Source organism: Bacteroides sp. FSHCM14E1 (assembly GCF_019633785.1).
Classification (GTDB): domain Bacteria; phylum Bacteroidota; class Bacteroidia; order Bacteroidales; family Bacteroidaceae; genus Bacteroides; species Bacteroides hominis.
In genome coordinates, this window is record NZ_JADKYL010000015.1 from 21,046 (window position 1) to 42,914 (window position 21,869).

At 39.7% G+C, this 21,869-nt stretch carries 16 protein-coding genes and 1 pseudogene; 16 read left to right on the forward strand and 1 reads right to left on the reverse strand.

Annotated features, from left to right (window positions below; genetic code table 11):
• Positions 1-33 precede the first annotated feature (33 nt).
• From ISX59_RS18365 to ISX59_RS18385, 5 genes are all read left to right on the forward strand, one after another.
• Entirely contained in the window at positions 34-1,500 is a 1,467-nt protein-coding gene (locus ISX59_RS18365; RefSeq protein WP_022011233.1) for a DUF3868 domain-containing protein, read from the forward strand.
• 87 nt (positions 1,501-1,587) lie between these two features.
• On the forward strand, positions 1,588-3,015 hold the full coding sequence (locus ISX59_RS18370) for a hypothetical protein (RefSeq protein ID WP_022011234.1): 1,428 nt from the start codon (positions 1,588-1,590) through the stop codon (positions 3,013-3,015).
• Between the two features lie 194 nt (positions 3,016-3,209).
• Positions 3,210-4,127, forward strand: coding sequence for a FimB/Mfa2 family fimbrial subunit (locus tag ISX59_RS18375; RefSeq protein WP_005781884.1), 918 nt, complete (start codon positions 3,210-3,212; stop codon positions 4,125-4,127).
• A gap of 8 nt (positions 4,128-4,135) precedes the next feature.
• Entirely contained in the window at positions 4,136-5,542 is a 1,407-nt protein-coding gene (locus tag ISX59_RS18380) for a DUF5042 domain-containing protein (protein WP_005781886.1), read from the forward strand.
• A 37-nt stretch (positions 5,543-5,579) separates the two neighbouring features.
• Positions 5,580-8,834: a fimbrial protein gene (locus ISX59_RS18385; RefSeq protein ID WP_220576137.1), complete on the forward strand. Its 3,255-nt coding sequence runs from the start codon at positions 5,580-5,582 to the stop codon at positions 8,832-8,834.
• A 337-nt stretch (positions 8,835-9,171) separates the two neighbouring features.
• On the opposite strand, the pseudogene ISX59_RS18390 reads toward ISX59_RS18385, so the two are convergent.
• Positions 9,172-10,353, reverse strand: a pseudogene (locus ISX59_RS18390) (glycosyltransferase family 8 protein); the annotation flags it as partial.
• Between the two features lie 194 nt (positions 10,354-10,547).
• Here ISX59_RS18390 and ISX59_RS18395 point away from each other — a divergent pair.
• The 11 genes from ISX59_RS18395 to ISX59_RS18445 all read left to right on the forward strand — a co-directional run bounded on the left by ISX59_RS18395 (position 10,548) and on the right by ISX59_RS18445 (position 21,754).
• On the forward strand, positions 10,548-11,129 hold the full coding sequence (locus ISX59_RS18395) for a hypothetical protein (protein WP_032539143.1): 582 nt from the start codon (positions 10,548-10,550) through the stop codon (positions 11,127-11,129).
• Positions 11,126-12,355: a glycosyltransferase gene (locus tag ISX59_RS18400; RefSeq protein ID WP_032539144.1), complete on the forward strand. Its 1,230-nt coding sequence runs from the start codon at positions 11,126-11,128 to the stop codon at positions 12,353-12,355. The genes ISX59_RS18395 and ISX59_RS18400 overlap by 4 nt, the downstream gene beginning before the upstream one ends.
• A complete protein-coding gene (locus tag ISX59_RS18405; protein WP_032539145.1) occupies positions 12,352-13,569 on the forward strand; it encodes a hypothetical protein in 1,218 nt (405 codons plus the stop codon). The genes ISX59_RS18400 and ISX59_RS18405 overlap by 4 nt, the downstream gene beginning before the upstream one ends.
• A 21-nt stretch (positions 13,570-13,590) precedes the next feature.
• Positions 13,591-13,812, forward strand: a complete 222-nt coding sequence (locus tag ISX59_RS18410; RefSeq protein WP_032539146.1) for a hypothetical protein — start codon at positions 13,591-13,593, stop codon at positions 13,810-13,812.
• Between the two features lie 49 nt (positions 13,813-13,861).
• On the forward strand, positions 13,862-15,277 hold the full coding sequence (locus ISX59_RS18415; RefSeq protein WP_080715490.1) for a radical SAM peptide maturase: 1,416 nt from the start codon (positions 13,862-13,864) through the stop codon (positions 15,275-15,277).
• Positions 15,274-16,389 carry a 6-bladed beta-propeller gene (locus ISX59_RS18420; RefSeq protein ID WP_032539148.1) on the forward strand — a complete coding sequence of 372 codons (1,116 nt, stop codon included), beginning with the start codon at positions 15,274-15,276 and terminating at the stop codon, positions 16,387-16,389. The genes ISX59_RS18415 and ISX59_RS18420 overlap by 4 nt, the downstream gene beginning before the upstream one ends.
• A gap of 5 nt (positions 16,390-16,394) precedes the next feature.
• Positions 16,395-17,642 (forward strand): hypothetical protein, encoded by a 1,248-nt coding sequence (locus tag ISX59_RS18425; RefSeq protein WP_220576138.1) that lies wholly within the window; start codon positions 16,395-16,397, stop codon positions 17,640-17,642.
• Positions 17,643-17,939: 297 nt separating this feature from the next.
• Positions 17,940-19,745, forward strand: coding sequence for an aminotransferase class I/II-fold pyridoxal phosphate-dependent enzyme (locus ISX59_RS18430; RefSeq protein WP_032539150.1), 1,806 nt, complete (start codon positions 17,940-17,942; stop codon positions 19,743-19,745).
• Entirely contained in the window at positions 19,742-20,368 is a 627-nt protein-coding gene (locus ISX59_RS18435) for a phosphorylcholine transferase LicD (RefSeq protein ID WP_005781908.1), read from the forward strand. The genes ISX59_RS18430 and ISX59_RS18435 overlap by 4 nt, the downstream gene beginning before the upstream one ends.
• A 31-nt stretch (positions 20,369-20,399) precedes the next feature.
• Positions 20,400-21,002, forward strand: coding sequence for a hypothetical protein (locus tag ISX59_RS18440; protein WP_032539226.1), 603 nt, complete (start codon positions 20,400-20,402; stop codon positions 21,000-21,002).
• Positions 20,993-21,754, forward strand: a complete 762-nt coding sequence (locus ISX59_RS18445; RefSeq protein ID WP_005781912.1) for a galactosyltransferase-related protein — start codon at positions 20,993-20,995, stop codon at positions 21,752-21,754. Before ISX59_RS18440 ends, ISX59_RS18445 begins: the two co-directional genes overlap by 10 nt.
• Positions 21,755-21,869: the final 115 nt, after the last annotated feature.

A 21,869-nucleotide genomic window follows, 5' to 3' on the forward strand; every position in this document is an offset into this window, starting at 1 on the left:
GAGTTTTTATTCTTTTACACTAAAAAGTATATTATGAAATCGTTACAATATTACAAGAAGCAGATTTTTATTATTGGTTGCTTGGGGGTGTTTCCCCTGTTGACCTTTGCCCAGGAAACTTTATCGTCAGATGGTGGCTTGTATTGGGATTATTCCGGAAGCCGTGTAGAGAGACGTATGGATGGGAATAAGCTGGATATAGAATTCTCAATAGGGCTTGTCGAAAAGTTGAAAAGCCAGCAAATGATGTGTATTTCTCCTCGCTTTGTTTCAGTGGATGGTACAAAAAGTGTGGAGTTGAAGCCTATATGTATTTCCGGTCAAAAGAGGTATAAGGTCATTAAACGCCGCAAGACCCTGCATAATCTGAAAAGTGACCAGTTTGGCTACGGAGAGGTATATTCAGTCAAGAAGTTGAAAGAAACACCTCTGACGTTCAAAAGCAGTTTTCCTTTTGAAAGATGGATGGCTGACGGTCATCTTGTTGTGGATGAAAAGTTATATGGCTGTGCCGAATGTGGTGTGAGTGAGAATGAAGGTGTTGTGTTTCAAGCTGGCATTCCACTTTTTGGATCGAAGGATTATGCCTACAACTTCATTGAACCGGAGAAAGTGCTGGTCAAGTGCTACAAGGACTCCTTTGACTGCAAGGTGGCTTTTCCCGTGGCACGTCACGACCTGCAGAAGCAGTTTGCCGGCAACGCTCAGGAGCTTGACAGACTGAAGGGGTTCCTTTCGGAGAACCTGAACATTCAGGGAACGGAACTCAAGGAGGTGAATATAAAAGGCTATGCCTCTCCTGAAGGAGGTTTCGACTACAACAAATCCCTCGCACAACGACGGACTCAAACCCTTTCAGAATATATTTCCAGTCAATACCCCGCCTTGAAAAAAGCATCGGTTTATCGTACCGAAGGTGTCGGGGAGGACTGGGAGGGCCTTAAGGCGGCGGTCAGCAGCTCCACTCTTGCCAACAAAGAAGAAATCCTTTTTATCATCGAACATAACGGGCGTGATACCGAACGCGAGACAGCCATCCGCGCTCTGGATGACGGCAGAAGCTATCAGGTGCTCTTGAAAGAGTTCTACCCGTCCCTGCGACGCACAACCTTCAGTCTCAGTTTTGACGTGAGACCCTATACGGTGGAGGAACTTCCTGGAATTTTTGAGATGAAACCCGAGTGTCTCAGCCAGTACGAGATGTACCAGCTGGCCGGACTGTATGCTTCCCAAGGTGAGAATCCTCTACCGGTGTACAAGAAGGCATACGAACAGTTCCCGGATGACATCGTGGCAATCCTTAACTATGCCAACGCTCTGTTGAAGTACGGGAAGGATGCGGACGGTGCGTTGCGGGTATTGGAGGCGGTGAAGAATGACAGCCGTGCCCTTTTCCCCATGGCTGTAGCCTATAACATGAAGGGTGACTGGAGACAGGCGGAAGAATTGCTGAAGAAAGCCGGTGTGAGCGGTGGCTCCATGCAAAAACTTTCCGAATAGCCGAAGGACGAGAAAATAAACAAGGGATACGGATGTAACTCAGATATATATAGTATTAGTATTTTAAATTTAAAAACAATTCAAATCATGAAAGTAATGAAGTATTTTGCAGTGGCTTCGCTGGCGTTGTTTGCTGCATGTAGCAATGAAGAAAATCTGGTTGTACCGGAGGGTGCTAATCAGCCGGTTGACGTGATGATGTCAGTAGCATTGCCCGGTCCCGGGACACGTGCCGTCATGGGCGATTTGCAGGACACTGCCAACAATGGTGATCCGGCAACGGTTGAAAAACTGCATGTGTACTTGTTAAATGGAGATAGTATTGTCTTTGCGAAAGAGTTTGCGAAGGGGTCTGATGATTTTAACAAGCTGACTTCAACTATCGCTGTGGGACCCGGTGAAGCGACAGGAGGTTATAAATTCCTTAATGTGGACAAAGGTGCAACAAAAGCTCTTGTTATTGCAAACCCTCAAGGAGCGTTGGTTGAGAACAAACCTGTGTCTGATATTAGCAAACAACTGTTGAAGGCAAAAATTAATGAAGTGATTTATGCTGGTTCCGAAGTACTTACCACTGTTGGAGCTGAATCTTATGGTGTCAGTCCCCAGCAGGATAAGCGTACTGTTAAGAAAGCGGAACTTACCTTGGCTGCCAGCATGAACCGCTTCCAAGTGACTGGAACTAAATTTATCAAAGTTACTTGGAAAGACGGAAAAAAGGCCGAGGCAGAACTGTGGTGCAAGACATGGCTGGGTAAGGCTGAAAACAACGGAAAAACCAGTGATGATGCATGGACGGCTTTCAAGGCTGCTGCCGATGGCTTCAATAAGGAAGTGTGGGATGGTAAGTCTGACCTTAGCAAGAAAGCCGCTTTGAGCAAATGGTTGCAGGTTGTTGACGTGACCTCTGCGAACCAGGGTATCCTGATGAACCGTTTCAGCAGAACGCTTTCTATTCCTGCACTTACAGTGGAAGAAGAGGCAAACTGGTTCTGGGCCAAGACTTATGCAGGTGACAGATATAATTTTACCAATGGAACATTCAAACCTGATGGCAAGACAGACCTGTCCGATGTATCTTCCTACTTTACAGCAACTGCCTTTGATTTCGGAGCAGGTAAAAAAGCTGCGGCATTTAACTTTTTCGCAAATGGAATTACCGGTTACGGAAAGACTAATAATGCTCCCAAACTTGCTTTCGTTTTCAAAACTGGTGATGCGGGCGTATCTGCAGACAGACGTTTTGTAGTTATATCCGGTTATGCGAAGACAGAAGGTGCGACAGACGGTACGACTGATGTTCCGGCCGGTAAGGGTGGTTACCTGATTAATCTGAATCTTAGCACATTGAACAACGGACAAGGTATCCTGGTGGATACAGATCCGACCATTCCGGAAGGAGTGACTCCCGAACCGGGCGGTCAGGAAGATTTGGAAGATGAAAATGTGAATGTTATTGTTCGTGTTCAAGTACAAGCTTGGACTGCTGTGAACGTATTCCCTATCCTTGACTGATAATAGATAGGAGAGTAATAGCCACTTGCCGGAGCGGTTCTCCCGTGTTGGCTCTGACAGGTCAATACCGGATCCGCCTGTACTCTCGGGGAGGGGAAAGGTTATCCCCTCCCTTTTTTATTATTCCCGGGAGAAGTATATGTTATCTATTCGGGGAAGTTATCTGTATTGAATTATAATAATTAGTATAAAGTATGAACATAAGATACATACCCACTTGGCTGGGGCTACTACTCACTTTATATCTCGTGACCGCCTGTGATCGGGTATATGACGATTTGAGCGGCTGTCTTGGCAACACGATTGTCTTTTCCTATCTGGCTGATGACAATCAGGAACATCTACAGGAATATGTGGATGGTATTGATGTCTTTATTTTTGATGCCAAAGGCGAAGTTCTTGTAGAAAGGCATCACTTGGAGAGGGAACGGTTACTTTCACCGCTGGAGGTCACGCTTCCGGAAGGGGATTATAAAGTGGTGGCCGTAGGCAACGCTTTGACAGAAACGATTATCGGTAAAGAGGACAGCTACAAAGGTTCGTCGGTTTCCCGCCCCGAACTTATGGAAAAGGACGGACGGGCATCCGGTACGTTTGACAGGTTATACCTGGGAGAAACAGCTATTACATCTAAAGTTATGAACGAGTCCCGTGACGTAGTTCGCCTTTATTCCCAGCATGTGAAAATCCATGCGGTAGTCCTTTCCGATGATGATAACAATTCGCAGACTTGGTTTGAGCAGAACAAGGAGGCAGGTTTTCGCCTGACAATGGAATCACTTTCCGCACGTTTCTATCTTTCCGGACAGCGGGCTGGTGAAACTTCTTTTGACCTTCCGTTTGTCACAGGCGAGGAGAATGATCGCTTCGTGCTTGACTTCAATACCCTGCGCTTTGATGACAAGGACCCGCTAACGATCCGTCTTATGCAGGGTGACAAGGTTCTTTGTACTGTAGATGTGGCACAATATATCGCACAATATCCCGAGCAGATACGGATAACGGGACGGCAAGAAGCGGTTCTTCCACTGTTTTTCCGCCAGAATCCCCTCTCACTGAGTATAAGTGTAAAACCATGGGAAGCTGTTGATGTGGTTCCTATAACTGATTGATTAATATTATGTTGAAAAATATTAAATATATTCGTATGATGAAGGCTGTGAGGTATTCTATGATAACGATGTCATTGGTCCTTTGCTTTATTTCGGTATCCTGCCAGAAGGAAGATACTGTTTCGGAACAGTTTTCCGATGAGGATGCTGTGACTGTCAGACTAAATCTTACAACCAGAGGTGTTGAAACCGGTGACAGCGATCTGCTGGATGAACTTTCCTCTGATCCTTTTCAGTGGTTTAAGACCGGTACGCTGTTTCCTCAAGCTCCCGCCCAGCCAAGGATAGCACTTATGATCTTTAACAGGGATTTGAACCGGTATGTGTATAATCAACTGCTTCCCTTCAATTCAACCGGGGTGGACGGACAATATCAGATCAATATACGTATTCCTAAGGGGGAAACCGAGTTTTATGCATTGTATGCTCCTAACCAGACAGGAAAGGATCTACCTTATTATACTCCTGAAGGCAATCTTCAGAATAAGATTCCATGGGACTTCTTAGGATCTGGTACGGAGGAAATCTCCAAAGAGGAATTTGCAGGTGCTGCTTTTCCTGCTATTATTAAGGAACAGCAGGATGGAAGTCTGGGATTACCTGTGAATAATCCTTATGACGGTGTAACTCCTTCTCCTGCAGATGAAAAGATTATTGACTGGAAAGGAACTTCTGTTGTCGCTTGGGCAGATTTGCCCGGCGTGTCTAACAGACTACATTTGAGTTTGCTTTCGGGGAAAACGGTGGCATCTGTTCTGCCCGCATCAGGAAAGCTGGCGCAAGAGATAACAGTTCCCCTATTCCGTGATTTTGCCCGTATCAGAGTATATATAGCAAGCGCACCCCGTTACGGTCAGGTTACATATAATTACCAAGGGATTTCCTTTTTGAACTTTCCTGTATTGATGTCTCCCTCTTTCAGGGAAAATGATTCCGAGAAAACTCAGCTGGCCGCCTCCACCCCAGGAACAGGAAAGGCTATGGAACATACAGGTACATATTCTTATGGGGTAAAAAATGAAGGAGCACAATTGACTGTATACGAGGCTCCCCTTACTGCCGAGGGAGAGATTGATTATGTGGCAATGGAAGCTCGATTATACGAACAGTTTGTTGTGCCCCAGTATCTGGCTCCTTATATTCCGGAAAGTAATTCCTGGCAGAAAAAGCAAAATCACCCGAAAATACAGTTGACATTGGATTATTTTACAGGAGGAGATGAATCACAAACAAAAACGAGGACTTTCCTGCTTGATGTTGGTGAGGAGACTTCTCCCGGAGTATATTCCGGTCCTATTTATCCGAATCGGGATTATAAAGTATTCATAGTCCTGCCGGAATCTTCAGATAAAGAGATTATTTATCGGGTTGAGCCTTGGAATAGTAAAAAGGTAGATCTTCCTCCATTCCAATGATGTATACGAGAATTTATCACGATAATTTTTATTATTTATGAAACGATACAAGCTGAAAATAACTTATTTTATTCTGCTGTTACTGTCCCTCTTTGCATCCTGTACGGATGAAGAAATTTTTCAAGGGAGCGGTGTCACGGAGGGAGTTCCCACGACGGTGGACATAAGTGTCGGTACGGCAGCTAATACGGCCAAGACACGTTCCGTCTTACTGGAAAGTGAAGAGAGAAAAATCTATAACCTTTACCTGTGGGTTTTCAATTCTTCCGGTAACGTGGAATACTCACGTGAATATTCAAGAGCCGATCTTATTCAGGCTGCAACTGATCTTACAACATCCACAGGTGAAGTGGATGCAGATGCGCCCACCAGCATGGGATTATTGAAAAATATCAGTCTTACAACAGGGAAAAAGACACTGTTTCTTCTGGGGAACTATAAATCGGACGCTGACGGGTTGTTTCATGTGGAGTCTGAAGTATTAAACGGGATTTCAAAATATTCAGACCTGGAAAAAGTAAGAGCGGCCATGACTGTTCATACCCTGTTTCGTCCGAATGGTAACTTATTGATGTCGCTAACCCAAACAGTAATGGTTTCTACCGCTACAAAACAGATCGAAGTCTCCTTAAAACGCTCGGAAGCCAAAATCACGTTGAACCTGCAAACAATTGCCGGACTCACATTTGAGCCTGGAACATATCGTCTTGGTAATGTGCCGGGATCGACCTTCATTGCGGAACATGCAAAAGGAGCTGATCAGACTGCTTCATGGGATGCTGATGGGGTGGACAAAAAATTATACTGGGTCTCGGAATATTTCCAGTTCGAGGGTGATGCCGACAATGTCACCACTTCATTCTATATGCCCGAAAACCGAAAGGTTGCAAAGAAGGCTATTTCCCCGGCTTCCCCCGGTTATAGTGCGGAAAGGAAGGGGTATGACCTGAGGCAGAAGCAACTGAAGTCTCCCGTTGCAGGTGCAACTGACAAACCTAATCTGCAAAACGGTGAGACGGAATATGCCCCGGATCTGGCTCCCTATATTGAATTTACAGGTGAGTTACGTCAGAATCTTGCAACCGGTGATACTTCTACCGAACGTTTCGGAAGGGTGACTTACCGCATTTATCTGGGATATACGGCAGAAAATGATCCGGTCAATGATTATGATATAGAACGTAACGTACATTATACCTATAATGTGACCATTAAAGGCATGAATGATCTGGTTGTAGAAGCAAAATCGGACAAGGCAAAAGAGGAGGAATCTGCTCCTGGAGTAGAGGGACTGGTGTATGACGCACACCGGTCATTCAATTTTGACTGTCATTATGAACAGGGGCTGATGCGTTTTAAGAAAGATGAACTTGCCATCTTCAACCCGGATGGTACTCTGAAAGATGACGCCATGATTTCTTTTGCTATACGCACACCGTTCTGTGACAAGATTATCTCTTATACGAAAGCGGAATTGGAACAGTTGAAGAATAACAATTATATTCCTTCTAAAGAAAAAAAGGCTGATACGAACTGGCTCAAATTCTATATCCATCCAAGCACTCTGGCCGACAATGGAAACGAGGATATGCAATATTTCTCCGATACGGGTGCTAATCTGCTTTCGCTGGAGCAGTTCCTTTACAGGCTGATGAATGAACCTGATTATGTATTCAATGCGGCTTCGGGGCTTTGTAAAGTAACTGTTTATGCCAATGAATTTTTTTACGAACAAAATCCTATGCAGGAGAATGCTCCCAAGGATAAAAATTTGTGGAAAACCTTTGCCAACTCCCCGGATCGTACGTTTGATTTGCTGGTGAACACGTCGCATGAAATTTCTCCTGACGGACAGTCACGCTATCATCAAGCCATTGTTACTATTCGGCAAATGTCCATAAAAACGGTGTTTGTCAACAGTCCTGACGGTATGCGCGTTTGGGGCGTGGAGAATGTGAATGAAACCCCTGATTTGGATTGGTCGGTAAGAGCTCCTAGTGAACCGGATGCTTTTTATAATAAATACTATTCCAATGGTTGGGCAAACACATGGTCTTTGATGAGCAGGCGTACCGGAGGATTAACTGATAATATAATGCCTGATCCTATGCTTAGAGGAAAAGAGAAAACTTTATGGCAAGTTATGACAAAGGTCAATAATGCGAAGTTGACACTAAGTATGGATCACACTAACCTGGCCATGAAGAATTATCATGCTACATATGCCTGCTTCACCCCGTTCTTGCGAAACAGGGACAACAACCGTGACGGACAGATGCAAGCGAATGAAATGCAATGGTATATTCCTTCTGTTTGTGAAACAAACATGTTGTATGTGGCAGAGCGGGCATTGCCGTTAAAGAGCAGGCTTGTTGGGCACGCTCCGTCGGATAATGCTACAGCATTATTCACCTCAAGAGCTTTTATGGGAAGTACCAACTTGACATTGAACAGCCCTAATACTATTATCTTTGTAGAAGAATCGCATAGTATGACTCCTATATATAATTTTGATTACCAGAAAACGGCAAGTCCTGGAGAAAGAACTCCTTTTTCGGATGTGAGACTGATCAGGGATCTGGGAATCTTGGAAACCTCGGAGGATCATAGTTATCATCTTGATGAAATAGCTAAGGAACTCAGTAAGACACTGATCAACAAATGGACAGAGGATGAGTATCTGATTTTCAGGGCTGACAATTTACCTTCCAACACTACCAGATCTGCAAGGGCTATTTATGAACTTCCGGCACATAACGAGACCTCACAGATTAATACGATTTATCAGAAAGGATTCGAAGTTGCCAAATATATAGCCAATAGAATAGACAAGCGGAAGGATTTGGATAATCCGAACAGGAGTGGTGAATATTACTACGAAACTTGGACTACCTTGATGAACGATATAGAGAAAGGAAACTCTCCGTGTACTTATTATTTTCAGAATCCGGATCAGAGCGATTTGGGAACATGGCGCTTACCCAATGAAGCCGAACTGATGATAATGGCCGGAAGTCTGTTTGACTGGGATGACCGTGAGAGACCTAAAGTCTATGACTTTGGTGGAAATTTATCTTCTTTGAATATGAAAGATGGACAAGTTATTCATTCTCGGACAGGATTTTCCAGACGGGATATGAACGGAGGAAGATCATTTAGTGCCGGCTATCAGATGTATTTTGATGGTTATCTCAGGTTTGTTACGACTGTAGACACGCAGTGGGGAGGTGATAAAAATAGGCTTGTGAATGATAGGAACGGATATGTGCGTTGTGTGCGTGATCTTAAATAGAAAGAATCCATTTATGGCTCTTTGAATTTATAGCAGAGAAAGATGTTTTTTATCTTTCTCTGCTATTTTTTTATCCAAATACATGTAATATTGAAAATGCTAAAATGTGAAAACGTCATTAATATATGCTTTGGGGGGCAATGAATGTGATAATTATACTTGGGGCACAAAATCATTTCAGGCTGTGTTGAAGTATGTAAATCTGGAAATAAGTCTTTTGGATTTATTAAATCTATCAGCTCCAGAAAATTTAAAGATAACAATAGTAGAATTTTGTAACAAGGTGGCAAAATTGTGTAAGCTAAAAGATGTGAAATGATTTTCCCCTTTTAGAGAAATATTCTTTTATTTTTAAAGCTGTGGGAGTGCTGAAGTTTTCTCTTGCACATAGACGTAAATAGAAATAGTAAGCTAAGCCCGAAACTCCCTTTCTTAATCCGAGGGCAGTCAAAGACTTTTGTTCAATGACTGAATATACAGCGGAGTCTATTTGATGTAGTATTTCATCACTATTGCCTTCGATCAGTTTCTTTTGCAGTAAATATTCGATTCCCGTTCCAATGCCACATAACCCATTCTCGTAAGTGATAGGAACAGCCAGAGAGCAGTGGTCTATTATCTTGTTCAGTAATTTATCTGCCCCCTCTTCTAATTCTGTATCGTTCGTTTTTTGGCTTAATTGAAAAAGCTCAATCGTTCGTTCCATCCACCTTGATAAAAGTCGATCTTTGATTTTGTTCATAGAGCTATTGTATTTGCAATATAGCTCTTTTAATACTTGCCAAGGGTACTCTTGATGCCATGGCTTTATACTTCCGGTATAATGAATGATGATGATGCCGGATAACATTTCAGGGGTATGCAAAGTTTCACTGGTAGTGAAATTGTAGATATTGGGAATCAGCTTTATTTTGCCTTTACATATACAGTTAATCGCATCTTGATCCTGATATCGATCCCGGTTTATATAGATTGATGTGTGTTGCAATAGCTTTTCCTGTATTTTATCTTTTCTAAGGTCTTTCAGATTCAACAGCAGTACGCCTGCATTGATGTATACATCCTTTTCCGTTAGTTCCAGTATCTTTCTATAATTGATTCGTCTTATAAAGATATCATCCACTCCTGCGCAATAATAACCTTCCAAATCCAGTTTCCACAATGGCTCTATGCTGCCATTGATTACTAAATCTGCATCCAAGTACAGGGCTTTATCCAGATTGGGAAAAAGATCTACAATGGCATAACGATAAAGAGCGTGTTCGGTGATGTATCCTTCTTTTTTCTTGAGTTGCTTGAATGATTCTGAATCTATTATCTCCCATTGGATCGTTACACAGGTAAATACATTTTCTATTTCCTGAAGGAGCTCTTTGCTTTCTAACGAAATACAATCTGTCAGAATGTGTATGCTTATATTCAAAGATCTATTATTCTCAAGAATAGATACTATAGAGGTACAGCAATGGTCAATGTATTCTTCATTGATTGCAAAGAAGATTGGTATTGTGGTTTTCATGCTTGTGTGGTTAAAAAGGATTATTTGTCAGAGGCAAAGGTATCAGTTTTTTAGATATATTTCTGTTTATAAGGATTATTTCTATAGGTATATGACGTTCGGTATAAAAAAAGGCTACGTTCGGTACATTTTTTCTGATAATATTTGGATATGAAGTAAGGTGGACATACCTTGCAAACAAATCTAATAAAGATATGGATTCACAACTACAACAAATAGCTCAATACTATATGCTTCATGGAAGCTTCCTTCCAAGTTTGGGACTTTTTAATGGCAAGATGGGACTTGTCTTGTTTTTCTTTCATTATAGCCGTTATATACAAAACCCTTTATATGAGGAATTTGCTGGTGAATTATTGGATGAGGTTTTTGAAGATGTTCATGAAGATATACCGATTTACTTTGCGGATGGCTTATGTGGCATTGGGTGGGGAATAGTATATCTGTTTCAGCAAAAATTTGTAGATGGAAATGTGGATGACGTTTTAAAATCTCTTGATAATAAGCTGTTGGAATACAATCTTTTAAAAATGAATAATCATTCTCTGGAAACAGGCTTGCTTGGTATAGCTTCATATATACGTATTCGTTTAGTACTGGATATAGGTAGAGAGTCGTTTTTTGATACGGCTTTTCTTCAAGCATTATGTGTAGCTTGTCCTGTGAATTATTCTATACAACAGATACAGGCAGAGATCATAAGAGGGAGTGATGGCGATAATAATTTGTCTTGGAAAAAAGGATTAAAAATAATTTGGGATCAATCTTCGATATGAGGAATATTTATATCGTTAATAATTCAAGTGTAGCTTCACAATATGGTGTAGGAACATATGTTGAACAGTTGACAAAAGTGGTAAGAGAACGTGCGGACTTAAATTTAACAATAGTCCAGATTTGTGCAAATGTTGAAAATATTGAAATGAGAACCAATAATGGTATAAGGCAATTTCTTATTCCTAGTGTTGATGTTCAAGATAATTCTTTTTTGTATGAAAGGTACTGTCGAAATATATCATATATCCTTCAGGAGTATATTGATTTATTTAATATTAATGTATTTCATTTGAATTTTTACCAAGATGTGGCAATTGTAAGATCATTGAGGAGCAGGCAGATAAGATGTGTGGTTTGTTTTACCGTGCATTATCTTAATTGGTGTTTTGTTTTAAAGGGAAATAGGACTTATTTCCATTTTATTTTATCTCAAGATGCGACCAAAAGGAGTTTGAAGGAAATAGATGTGTTTGATGCATTTACGGTTGAGAAAGAAATGTTTAATTATGTTGACTATGTTATTTGTCTTTCAAAAAGTACTAAAGAGATCCTGATAAATGATTATCAAGTCCCTATAGCTAAACTCAAATATATAGCAAATGGCTTGCCACATAAGCTATCTGTTCAAGATAATGAATGTGAAAAGGAGCCGGTTCTAGGTAAAAAAGAAATTTTGATATTATTTGTAGGACGCTTGGATCATAATAAAGGGATAGAAGAACTATTGCGAGCCTTTCGCATAGTACAGGATAAAATACAGAATGTACGTTTAGTCATTGTTGGAGATGGTGAATTCGCTACTTATTTGAAACTGTGTGAAAGAATATGGCATAAAGTTTCGTTTGTTGGTAGAGTTGAGAAAGATAAATTGGATTGTATTTATTCTATGGCTGACTTAGGGGTTATTGCTTCATATACAGAACAATGTAGTTATGTAATGATTGAAATGATGATGAGAGGAATTCCTTTGGTAGCAACTTCTGTAGCAGGAGTAAATGAAATGGTTGGACCATCTTATCCTTTTAGAGTTAATATATCTCAGGAAGAGATTTGTTCTATTAATGTTGAGATATTAGCACAGCAGATGATAACTGCTTTGAGTCTGAATTTGTTAGAAAAAAAAAGTATTAAAGATTATTTGGTTAATCGGTATATACAATTATATGGTTTTGACTTATTTAGAAATAAGATGTTGGACTTTTATTTAAATATAAAATCAAAATGAACAAGATTAGATTAGTTTTATATTGTGGTATATTGACGCATCTGATCGGTTGCTCTTCTTCCCGTTCAGAGAAGATTGATTTGTTAGCTCAGGTGCCATCTGATTGTCCGATTGTTGAGATGACCAGTGTTTTAGATAGAGAGGACTCCATCTCAGTGAAGGAATTGGTAGATAGCATCTCGTATGTCCAGTTGGATAATTTTGTGAAATTGCCGGTTCGTGCCAGTATACTCAGTATGGCAGTGACTAAAGACTATATTTTCGTATTGGCCGGTAGTGATGCAGGAGTTTTTAAATACGATAGGAAAGGAAAGCTTATAAAGAAGATTATATCCAACGATTATTCGTCTTTAAAATTATGGATTGGAGCTGATGAATTCAAGGAATTGCTTTATCTGAATCAGGAAGGCGGTTCAGAGGGCACTACAGAAGTCTATGATTATGATGGTAACTATCAAGGAAATATTGCTGAATTGTATAATATGCCATATCATTCTCAATATGTACATCGACTGAATGAAAAATTCCTGGCTGCTTTTTCACCATGGTGTATGCCATTGACTGATAAGAATTATTTTGGCGGAGCCGTATTTTCAGAAAAGGGGGAAATGGTACATCAGTTGAACTATTTTGTTCCGTCTGACACTTTGGCTTTATGTAAGGTTAGCTATTATAGTTTCACTTATCAATCAGATGGAAGCATGTTGGTTTGGAATAATGGGGGAAGTGGCAGCCCAATTGTTCAGCCTTATACCACTTTGTATAAGGTAACTGTTGATTCTATTTTTCCGGTGTATCATTTGTTTAATGGTAATACACGAGATAAAATAGATCATGTTCAAGGAATTGGAGTTAGTGGGAACTCTTTGGCCATAGAAACAGATTCCAGTCTCTATTTATGTTGTTATCATCCAAAGGCTCCGCATCCGTGTCCAACTTTATGCTTTATGCGATATGATATAAAAAATAAGGTTCTTCAGGGAGTCAATTATCCTCCTAATGGTATTTTGGGAGGATATGTAAACCATTTGAATGGTGATATTCCAATCCGTTTCCAGTATTCGTTTCCTCTTCAAAAGGTTTATGTATCGAGTATTAGTTCTGGCGAAATAGAGCAATTGAGAAAGTCGGGGTATATCAATGCAAATAGTGATGAAACATTAAGGAGTAATAAATCTGGGGATAATCCCATTTTGATATATTATCATTATTAATTATTTAACAAGGAGGTAAATATGAAAAAGCTAAAAGTTTTAAATCTCTCAAAAGGTGAGCAGTTTAAGATTACGGGAGGGGCTGGTAGTTGTACCGGGCCTGGTACTTGTCGCGAAAGTAACTGTACATGTACAGGTTGGTTAGTAAGTAACCATGCATGGACAGAAACAGATGCAAGTAAAGAAACGCAGATGTCTTCTAACAAGGACGTTTATTCTTGGCAAGGTAACCCTGGAGCTTAGTTTAATGTAGGTGGTAGTTTACTACCACCTCTTTTATGTAAATTATGAAATGAAATCTATTATATTTAAGGATCAATATAATTATTGCTATTTGTATAGCTTTGGTAAGAAAAAACTTCTACAGATAACTCCTGAGGTTTATAATATGCTTGATGTTTATTGGGCTGAAGGGGAATGTTGGGAAGGGGATAGTATAGCTGCGCGAACATGCTCTTTTTTTGAGAAATATGGTTTTTTGGATTTTGACAATATAAAAGTTGGTGCGGGTATAGATGTAGAGGATATAGAATATTCCATTGCAAGTGTACCAGTTATAACATTTGAGTTGACTCAGAAATGTAATCTTGGTTGCAAATATTGTGTGTATGGAGAACTATATGAGACCGAAAAAGATTGTGTTGGGAATGAATTATCTTTTGATGTAGCAAAATCTGTCATTGATTTTTGCTTGAATAAGGGGATGAGAAACCAATTAAGTGGTTTAAAAAGAACTATTACAATAGGCTTTTATGGTGGAGAGCCTTTGTTGCGATTTGATTTGGTACAGCAAATAATATCTTATACAAAAAGTCGGGAATCTGAGTTTCTTACATTTACTTATAATATGACAACTAATGCCGTATTACTAGATAAATATATGGATTATATTGTTGAGCAGGATATTTCTCTTCTTATTAGTCTTGATGGTGATAAGAAAGCTTCTTCTTATAGAACATTAAAAAGTGGGAGACAATCATACGATAGAGTATACTCTAATATTAGAGAGCTAAAAAAAAGGCACTTTGATTTTTATGTTAAGAATGTATCTTTTAATGCCGTTTTACATGATCAAAATGAATTATCGTCATTATTGCATTTTTATCATCACAAATTAAACAAAGTACCAATGATCTCTACGTTAGCTACTTCTTTTGTAAAAAAGAATGCTTTTGGAACTTTTAATCACATGTATCGTGGATTAAATTCAGAAGCACTATGCCTGCACAATATACCTATTGACGATTATTTAAAGTTGAATCCTTCATTAATTACATTGAGTCGTTTTTATGAAGCATATAGTGGCTATTTTTATAAGACTTTTAAGGAGTTGGTAAATGATTACGAATATGTGAATTATGTTCCGGGGGGAGCCTGTATTCCATTTACTTCTAAACTTTTTGTTTCTGCAGATGGTAAAGTTCATCCTTGTGAGAGAGTTGGCTATAAATATTCATTGGGTTATGTAAATGATAAGAATGAATTTATTCTGAACCTGAAAGAGGTTGTTGAGAGATATAATTCGTATTATGATATTTTACGTCCTAAATGTACTTTATGTTATAGGATTCAGTCTTGTCCCAAATGCTTTTTACAACATGATATAAATTGCGCCCCAGTTTCTCGTAAAGATATGACTTCTTATATATGTGATATGGTTAATGTGTGTCATAAATTTAGAAACCATTTAAAGTTACCGGTATTATGAAATCACTTTTATTTTTTTGTTTAAGTACATTTCTCTTTTACTCGTGTAGTAAGAAAGAAAATAGTCTTTATCCTATAATAGACTTAGCCGATGCTATCGAAAATCCGGTGGAGAAATCTGTATATGATATTGCGGAAAGTGTAGAGGTTGTGCAATTAGAGACGAATGATTCGTTACTGATTCCATACGTGAGCCAGTTAATAATGACCGATCAGTATTTTATCATAGGATATGGTAAGAAGTGCTCTCTTTTTTCTCATTCCGGAAAATTTGTTTGTGATATAGCTCAGAAAGGAAGTGGTCCGGAGGAATATACAATGTTGATGAATTTGCTTTATATAAACAATCGTGTTTTGATTACAGACTTAAACAATAAAGTTAATGTTTACTCCTTAAATGGGAAGTTTATTGAATCTTATCAGGCACTTCCGGAAATGTTTTCTGCCATTTATCCAATGTCGGACAAGAACTTTATAGGCTTTAAAGCTCAGAATGGAGGAGATGAAAAAGAACGTCTTGTGTTCTATCGACGGGATGAAAAGAGGGGGGCTATTCCATATCAACAAAACTATCAGGCAAAAAAAGTTTGTTTCTTTCCTCATGAAGCCCAATTTTCATCTTTACATGATAAGTTGTACTTTAAGCAGTTGCTTAATGACACTATTTTCTCTGTGGATACGGTAAAGCACTCTCTTTCTCCTGAATATATAATCGACTGGGGAAAGCTGAGATCTAACGATAGATTGCGTTACTCTTTGGAAAATCCGGACGAAGAATTGTTTTTGCACATGCCATACGTTCCTTTGTTCAGTATGACTGCTAATGGATTAGTCTTAGGGGCTATTACAGTAGACATAGATCAGAAGAAGCAATATTACTTAACTGCATTCTATGATAAGGCAAATCATCAGGCGGATCTTTTCGAACTAAAATTATCAAAAAAAGAGATGGATTATTTTGGTGAACCTACAGGTGAGCTTCCTCCTTATCTGGAGGGTGATACTTTTTTCCCGGAGTATATTTCCCAAGATGGCAATTATTTGATTTCTGTTAGAACTCAACCTTTAAAAGAAGAATTGAATCCTGCGTTAATTGTAGTAAAATTAAAATAGTAGATATGGCTGAATATTTGTGTTTTTATAATTTTGTGCATATTTCTTTAAGCCAACATACGGCATTGCTTTATAACACTATAAATGGAGCTCACATGACAGTTTCTAACTTGTTATTGGTAGAAAAGCTTCGTCTGTTAGAAGAATGTTCGGATCTATCCTTTTATGGTATCAGAATAGATGCTGATATTGCTGAAGTGATCGATTTTCAGGAATTGACTAAGTTCGTTTTAGAATCGATATCTGGTAATATTCTGTCTTTAGATAGTGAACATATGCCAATACATATAGTTCCTTCTTTAAAAGTTTTAAATGAACAAGTACCTGGAGCTATTAATAGAAAGGTTGTTCAAGAAAAAATCTTTACGGAAAATAGTCGTCAAAAATCTTACGTGCATTATAATGAAAATGTTTTTCAGATATCTTTTTTTATAAATGCTTCATGTAATGATAAATGGGAGGGGTATCCTGAGGCATATAGACAATACATGTTTCCTGAAATAGGAAAGAATACTGAATTAAGTTTTGAACTGATAAACACGATTGTTGAGTGTAATTTTCCTAATTTATCTCAGGTTAATTTAATTATTGGGAATGTTGGAGATGATAGTATTGTAAATATAAATAATCTGATAAAGATGTTAAAGGTGAAAACAAACTTAGTTGTCTACATCCTGATTGATGAATTTAAGAAAATAGCTCTTTCTGAAGATAAATCTGTTGATATAACTTATGTTGTTTGGACTAATTCTTATGATAACTTATGCAAGTTAGGAGATTATTCAGAGTTTAAGCAGCTATTTTTCCAATTTTTAATATGTGATGATCGTGAATTGAAAGAATTAGAGTCTTACTCTGATTCTCAAAATTGTTTTATATGCTTTTATTATACTGGCAATAATAAAGAGTTTTGTGTTGAAAATCTTTCTTTTTCAATAGATGATCTTTTCAATAGAAGGCATGAGGAAAAACAGCTTTTGGCTAATTCAGCTCTTGATTCTAATCACTTTGGGCATTTAGTTATTTTATCTAATGGTGAAGTCTATTCAAATGTAAATAAACCAAGTATCGGTAGACTTCCTTATGATAATGTATATGATTTATTAATTAGAGAATTTTCTCAATACAGACATTGGTTTGTTACAAGGAAAGATATTAAACCGTGTTCTGATTGTTTGTTTTCTGTTCTTTGTTCCTCTATAACAGACGTTGAATATTGTCTTAATACATATAACTTGTGTGATGTTAAATGAAATTGTTTTTTTTTACTATCTTCAGTTGGATGTCATGGGGTGCACCCCTTCTGGTTTTCGCATAATTTCGAAACATTATGGTAAGAGCTATCCTAAACATACTTTCCATGCGATGATGTTTCTTTGTTATTCAAGAAGAAACTTCTATGTAAGTGATAGTTTTTTATTCGATCGTTGATGGGTAGAGAGATATGTGATACTGTTTAGTATTAGGAGTGGGAGATAGCGAAGAAGTGGATTGTGTTATCGGTTGTATGAAGAGTTAGCCGGAGTTAAGAACTTAATAAGAGGCCAGATATGCAGGCTATTATATTGGCAGCAGGAATGGGCAGGCGTCTGGGAGAATTGACCCGGTACGACACTAAATGTATGATTGAGGTGAACGGTATCCGGATCATAGATCGGTTACTGGCAAACCTCGAAATCGCTGGACTATCGAGGATTGTGCTTGTGATTGGTTTTCAAGGTGACAAACTACGGGCGTATCTGGGAAATGAATATTGCGGAATTCCTATTTATTATCTGGAAAACCCTTACTATGCATATACCAATAATATTTATTCTCTGTTTCTGGCACGGCACCACTTAGCGTCTGATGATACTTTATTGTTAGAATCGGATATTGTTTTTGAGAAGAGAATACTTGAAAGAGTGCTCGAAGAACCGTATCCGGATGTAGCAGTAGTAGACCGTTATAAGAGTTGGATGGACGGGACTATGGTGACTGTGGATGAAAAGCAGTTTATTGTGGACTTTGTATCTAAACATACTTTTTCGTACGAAAAAACTTCTACTTATTTTAAGACGGTGAATATCTATCGTTTTAGTAAGGAGTTTTCTGTAGGTAAGTACGTACCTTTTCTGGAAGCCTATTGCAAATGTTTTGATAATAGTGCATATTACGAACAAATACTGGCCGTTTTGTCTTTGTTGGATAAAGCCGGGCTGAAGGCTTTGCCGCTTGAGGGTGAAAAGTGGTATGAGATAGACGACATGCAGGATTTAGATATTGCCGAAACGCTATTTGGTAAGAAAGAAGGGCTTTTGCCCGGTTACCAGAAACGTTATGGAGGGTATTGGCGTTTCCCTTTCTTGCTTGATTTTGCTTATCTGGTGAATCCACATTTCCCGACAGAAAGGATGCTGGAAGAACTGAAGGCTAATTTTGATAAACTGCTCAGGCAATACCCTTCGGGGAGTTATGTAAACAGGCGATTGGTGGCGAAGCACTGGAACATTCCTGCGGAGGCTGTCGCGGTGGGGAATGGCGCGGCAGAGTTGATAAGAAAGCTGATGGAGTTGCTTCCCGGTAGAATGGGGGTGATTCTTCCTACATTTGAAGAATATCTGGTAGGTGATGACCGGATAGAGACTTTCTTGCCGTTGAGGCCAGGTTATCGCTATACCGTAAGCGACCTGAAAACATTTTTTGAGGATAAGGGAGTGACTTCATTACTATTGCTGAATCCGGATAACCCCTCTGGAAATAGTATCCCTTACGAGGATTTGATTTCATTAGCGGGATGGACTCAGGAGCGTTCGATACGGCTGATTGTGGATGAGTCTTTTATTGACTTCTCGGAGGGAGGAGAGGAAACTTCTCTGATTGATGACAAGATACTGAAGGAGTATAGTCACCTGGTGGTGATAAAGAGCCTGTCTAAGTCACATGGAATTCCCGGATTACGATTGGGAATTGCTGTTTCCGGTGACCATAAATTAATGGATGAATTACAGCAGAAACTTCCGGTTTGGAATATAAACTCTTTGGCGGAGTACTATTTACAGATTCTGGACAAATATGCAATCGACTACCGGCAGGCATGTGCCCGCTTTAGAGAGGAAAGAGCGCTCTTTTTTGAAGAACTTCAGGAGGTAGGCTATTTAGCGGTATTTCCTTCACAAGCAAACTTCTTTTTATGTGAAGTGACCCATAAGTACAGCGCCCGAGAGCTTGCGGAAGTTTTGCTGAGAGAGCATGATATTCTGGTAAAAGACTGTAGCTTGAAGAGGGGAATGTATGGAAAGCAGTATATTCGTATTGCTATCAGGAGTAAAGAGGAAAACCGGTATTTGGCCGGAATATTAAAATATAAATTATGAATATAGATATAAAGGAGGCACATCGGAGGATGCTTTATTTATTGCAGTCTTTCGATACTGTCTGCAAGAAGCACGATATTGATTATTGGCTCGATTATGGTACACTGCTGGGAGCTATCCGGCATCAGGGGTTTATACCTTGGGATACAGATACGGATGTGGGGATGTTAAGGAGTGATTATGCACTCTTTCTGGAGAAGGGTGTACCGGAACTGCCTCAGGATATTTTCTTTCAGACTCCGGAAACAGAACCGGCCATGGCTCCATGGAGCTGGTTGGTTGAGGCGCGGTTGAGAGATCGGCACAGCCGGTATGTTCCGGATAAAAAGACTCCGGCCGAGCCGATGCAGTTCGGTGGATTACAGTTGGATCTTTTCATCTATGATTGGGATGGTAAGTATGAGAATGCTTTGTCGAACAGTTTTGAACGGAATTTGAGTGAGAGCCGTATTCATTTGCGGCTGGATGAGGTGGAATATCTGGATACTGCACGATTTGAAGGAGTGGAGTTTCCGGTTCCGTCAGGATACGATACTTATCTGACCCGTTGTTATGGAGATTATAGAACGTTTCCCCCGGAGGAGGAAAGGCAAATTCCGGAAGTGGTTGCCTGGTCGGTGTAATAAAATGATTGATTACGTCAATAAAGAAAATATGGAAAGCGTAAGAGGGATAGAAAATCCGGGGATGATGGGAGAAATGGGGAAAATCATCGGATTCTATCGTCTTTATCGGCAGACGGCTGAAGAAGAGTGGGAAGAGAAAGCAGAAGTGTTGCTGGATGAGGTGATGGAGAATTGTTCTTTGGAACTTCCGGTGACTTATGGTGACGGTTTGTGCGGAGTAGGTGTCGGAATTGAGTATCTGTTGCAGGAGGGCTTTGTGGAAGGGGATGCCGACGAGATTCTGTGGCAGATCGATTGCAGGGTATTTAACACGATTAATAGTAGGGCGATCGGAACTTTAGGCATCGTGAAAGGTATTTGTGGTCTCGCTTATTATCTGTATTACCGGTTGTCCCGGAGGAAAGGTGAGGAAGACATCAAGGTGCTGCGAATGAAAGAGCATTTAATTTACCTGATTGACTGGATAGCAGACTCACTGCCCGGAGTCAGGGAAAGTTCACTTTTCGAAGAGGTGTTTTTTATTCTTTGCCTGTTGCATCGGTTGGATGTATTCAATGCAAAAGTCGAGAAACTGATGGAGTACTGTGAGAAGGGCATGATTACATCTGGAAGGGAGGCGGTATGGATCTGACAAGAGAGGTTAGCATTGTCATCCCCTTGCGGGTAGATAATCCGGAGAGGGCGGAGAATCTTCGGTTTATCCTTTCTTTGCTGCTACAGCAGACAGAGGTGTCTGTGGATATTCTTGAAGCGGATACGGAGCAACGTTTTTATTTGTCTGAGACGTGTGAGAGGGTACGCTATCGGTTTGTGAAAGATGATGATCCGGTGTTCTACCGGACACGTTATTTAAATATATTGTTGCGATCGGCTAAGTTCCCGATTGCAGGTATCTGGGATACGGATGTGATTATTCCGCCGGTTCAGTTGAGAGAGGCGGTCGGCAGGATTTGTTCGGGCTGTGTGATGTGTTTCCCGTATGACGGGCGTTTTATCTTTCTGAATGAAGCTATGAGTGACAGAATCCGTAAGGACGTATCAGTGTTGGAAAAGGTGGATGCTACTTCAATAGGGATGAGACCTTCGGTGGGAGGAGCTTTTCTTGTGAACAGGGTTGCCTATCTGCGGGCAGGCGGAGAGAATGAAGCGTTTTATGGTTGGGGACCCGAAGATGCCGAAAGAGTGAAACGCCTGGAAATATTAGAGTTGCCCATTGCGCGTGTAAAAGGACCGTTATATCACCTTCATCATCCGAGGGGTATCAATTCGGGTTTTGATATGGGGGAGCGGGATAAACGTAATTTAGAAGCATTGTTGGCTACTTGCAGAAGGAGTAAAGCAGAGATGTTGAGGTGGCTTGAAAAACTAATTTTTCCGGACTGACTATACTAAGTTTATATGATATTTGATTGTCGGATTTATAATGGGGAATAAAAATAGATTGATTTTAAGTGATTTTTCAAATTGAAGAAGTATCTTTGTATATACACTTCCCTAA

What these genes read in the sequence shown, in the direction of transcription:
- ISX59_RS18385 (WP_220576137.1), top strand. Translation starts at nt 5,580, where the DNA reads ATGAAACGATACAAGCTGAAAATAACTTATTTTATTCTGCTGTTACTG.
- ISX59_RS18400 (WP_032539144.1), top strand. Translation starts at nt 11,126, where the DNA reads ATGAGGAATATTTATATCGTTAATAATTCAAGTGTAGCTTCACAATAT.
- ISX59_RS18410 (WP_032539146.1), top strand. Translation starts at nt 13,591, where the DNA reads ATGAAAAAGCTAAAAGTTTTAAATCTCTCAAAAGGTGAGCAGTTTAAG.
- ISX59_RS18425 (WP_220576138.1), top strand. Translation starts at nt 16,395, where the DNA reads ATGGCTGAATATTTGTGTTTTTATAATTTTGTGCATATTTCTTTAAGC.
- ISX59_RS18365 (WP_022011233.1), top strand. Translation starts at nt 34, where the DNA reads ATGAAATCGTTACAATATTACAAGAAGCAGATTTTTATTATTGGTTGC.
- ISX59_RS18380 (WP_005781886.1), top strand. Translation starts at nt 4,136, where the DNA reads ATGTTGAAAAATATTAAATATATTCGTATGATGAAGGCTGTGAGGTAT.
- ISX59_RS18415 (WP_080715490.1), top strand. Translation starts at nt 13,862, where the DNA reads ATGAAATCTATTATATTTAAGGATCAATATAATTATTGCTATTTGTAT.
- ISX59_RS18370 (WP_022011234.1), top strand. Translation starts at nt 1,588, where the DNA reads ATGAAAGTAATGAAGTATTTTGCAGTGGCTTCGCTGGCGTTGTTTGCT.
- ISX59_RS18420 (WP_032539148.1), top strand. Translation starts at nt 15,274, where the DNA reads ATGAAATCACTTTTATTTTTTTGTTTAAGTACATTTCTCTTTTACTCG.
- ISX59_RS18435 (WP_005781908.1), top strand. Translation starts at nt 19,742, where the DNA reads ATGAATATAGATATAAAGGAGGCACATCGGAGGATGCTTTATTTATTG.
- ISX59_RS18395 (WP_032539143.1), top strand. Translation starts at nt 10,548, where the DNA reads ATGGATTCACAACTACAACAAATAGCTCAATACTATATGCTTCATGGA.
- ISX59_RS18405 (WP_032539145.1), top strand. Translation starts at nt 12,352, where the DNA reads ATGAACAAGATTAGATTAGTTTTATATTGTGGTATATTGACGCATCTG.
- ISX59_RS18375 (WP_005781884.1), top strand. Translation starts at nt 3,210, where the DNA reads ATGAACATAAGATACATACCCACTTGGCTGGGGCTACTACTCACTTTA.
- ISX59_RS18445 (WP_005781912.1), top strand. Translation starts at nt 20,993, where the DNA reads ATGGATCTGACAAGAGAGGTTAGCATTGTCATCCCCTTGCGGGTAGAT.
- ISX59_RS18440 (WP_032539226.1), top strand. Translation starts at nt 20,400, where the DNA reads ATGGAAAGCGTAAGAGGGATAGAAAATCCGGGGATGATGGGAGAAATG.
- ISX59_RS18430 (WP_032539150.1), top strand. Translation starts at nt 17,940, where the DNA reads ATGCAGGCTATTATATTGGCAGCAGGAATGGGCAGGCGTCTGGGAGAA.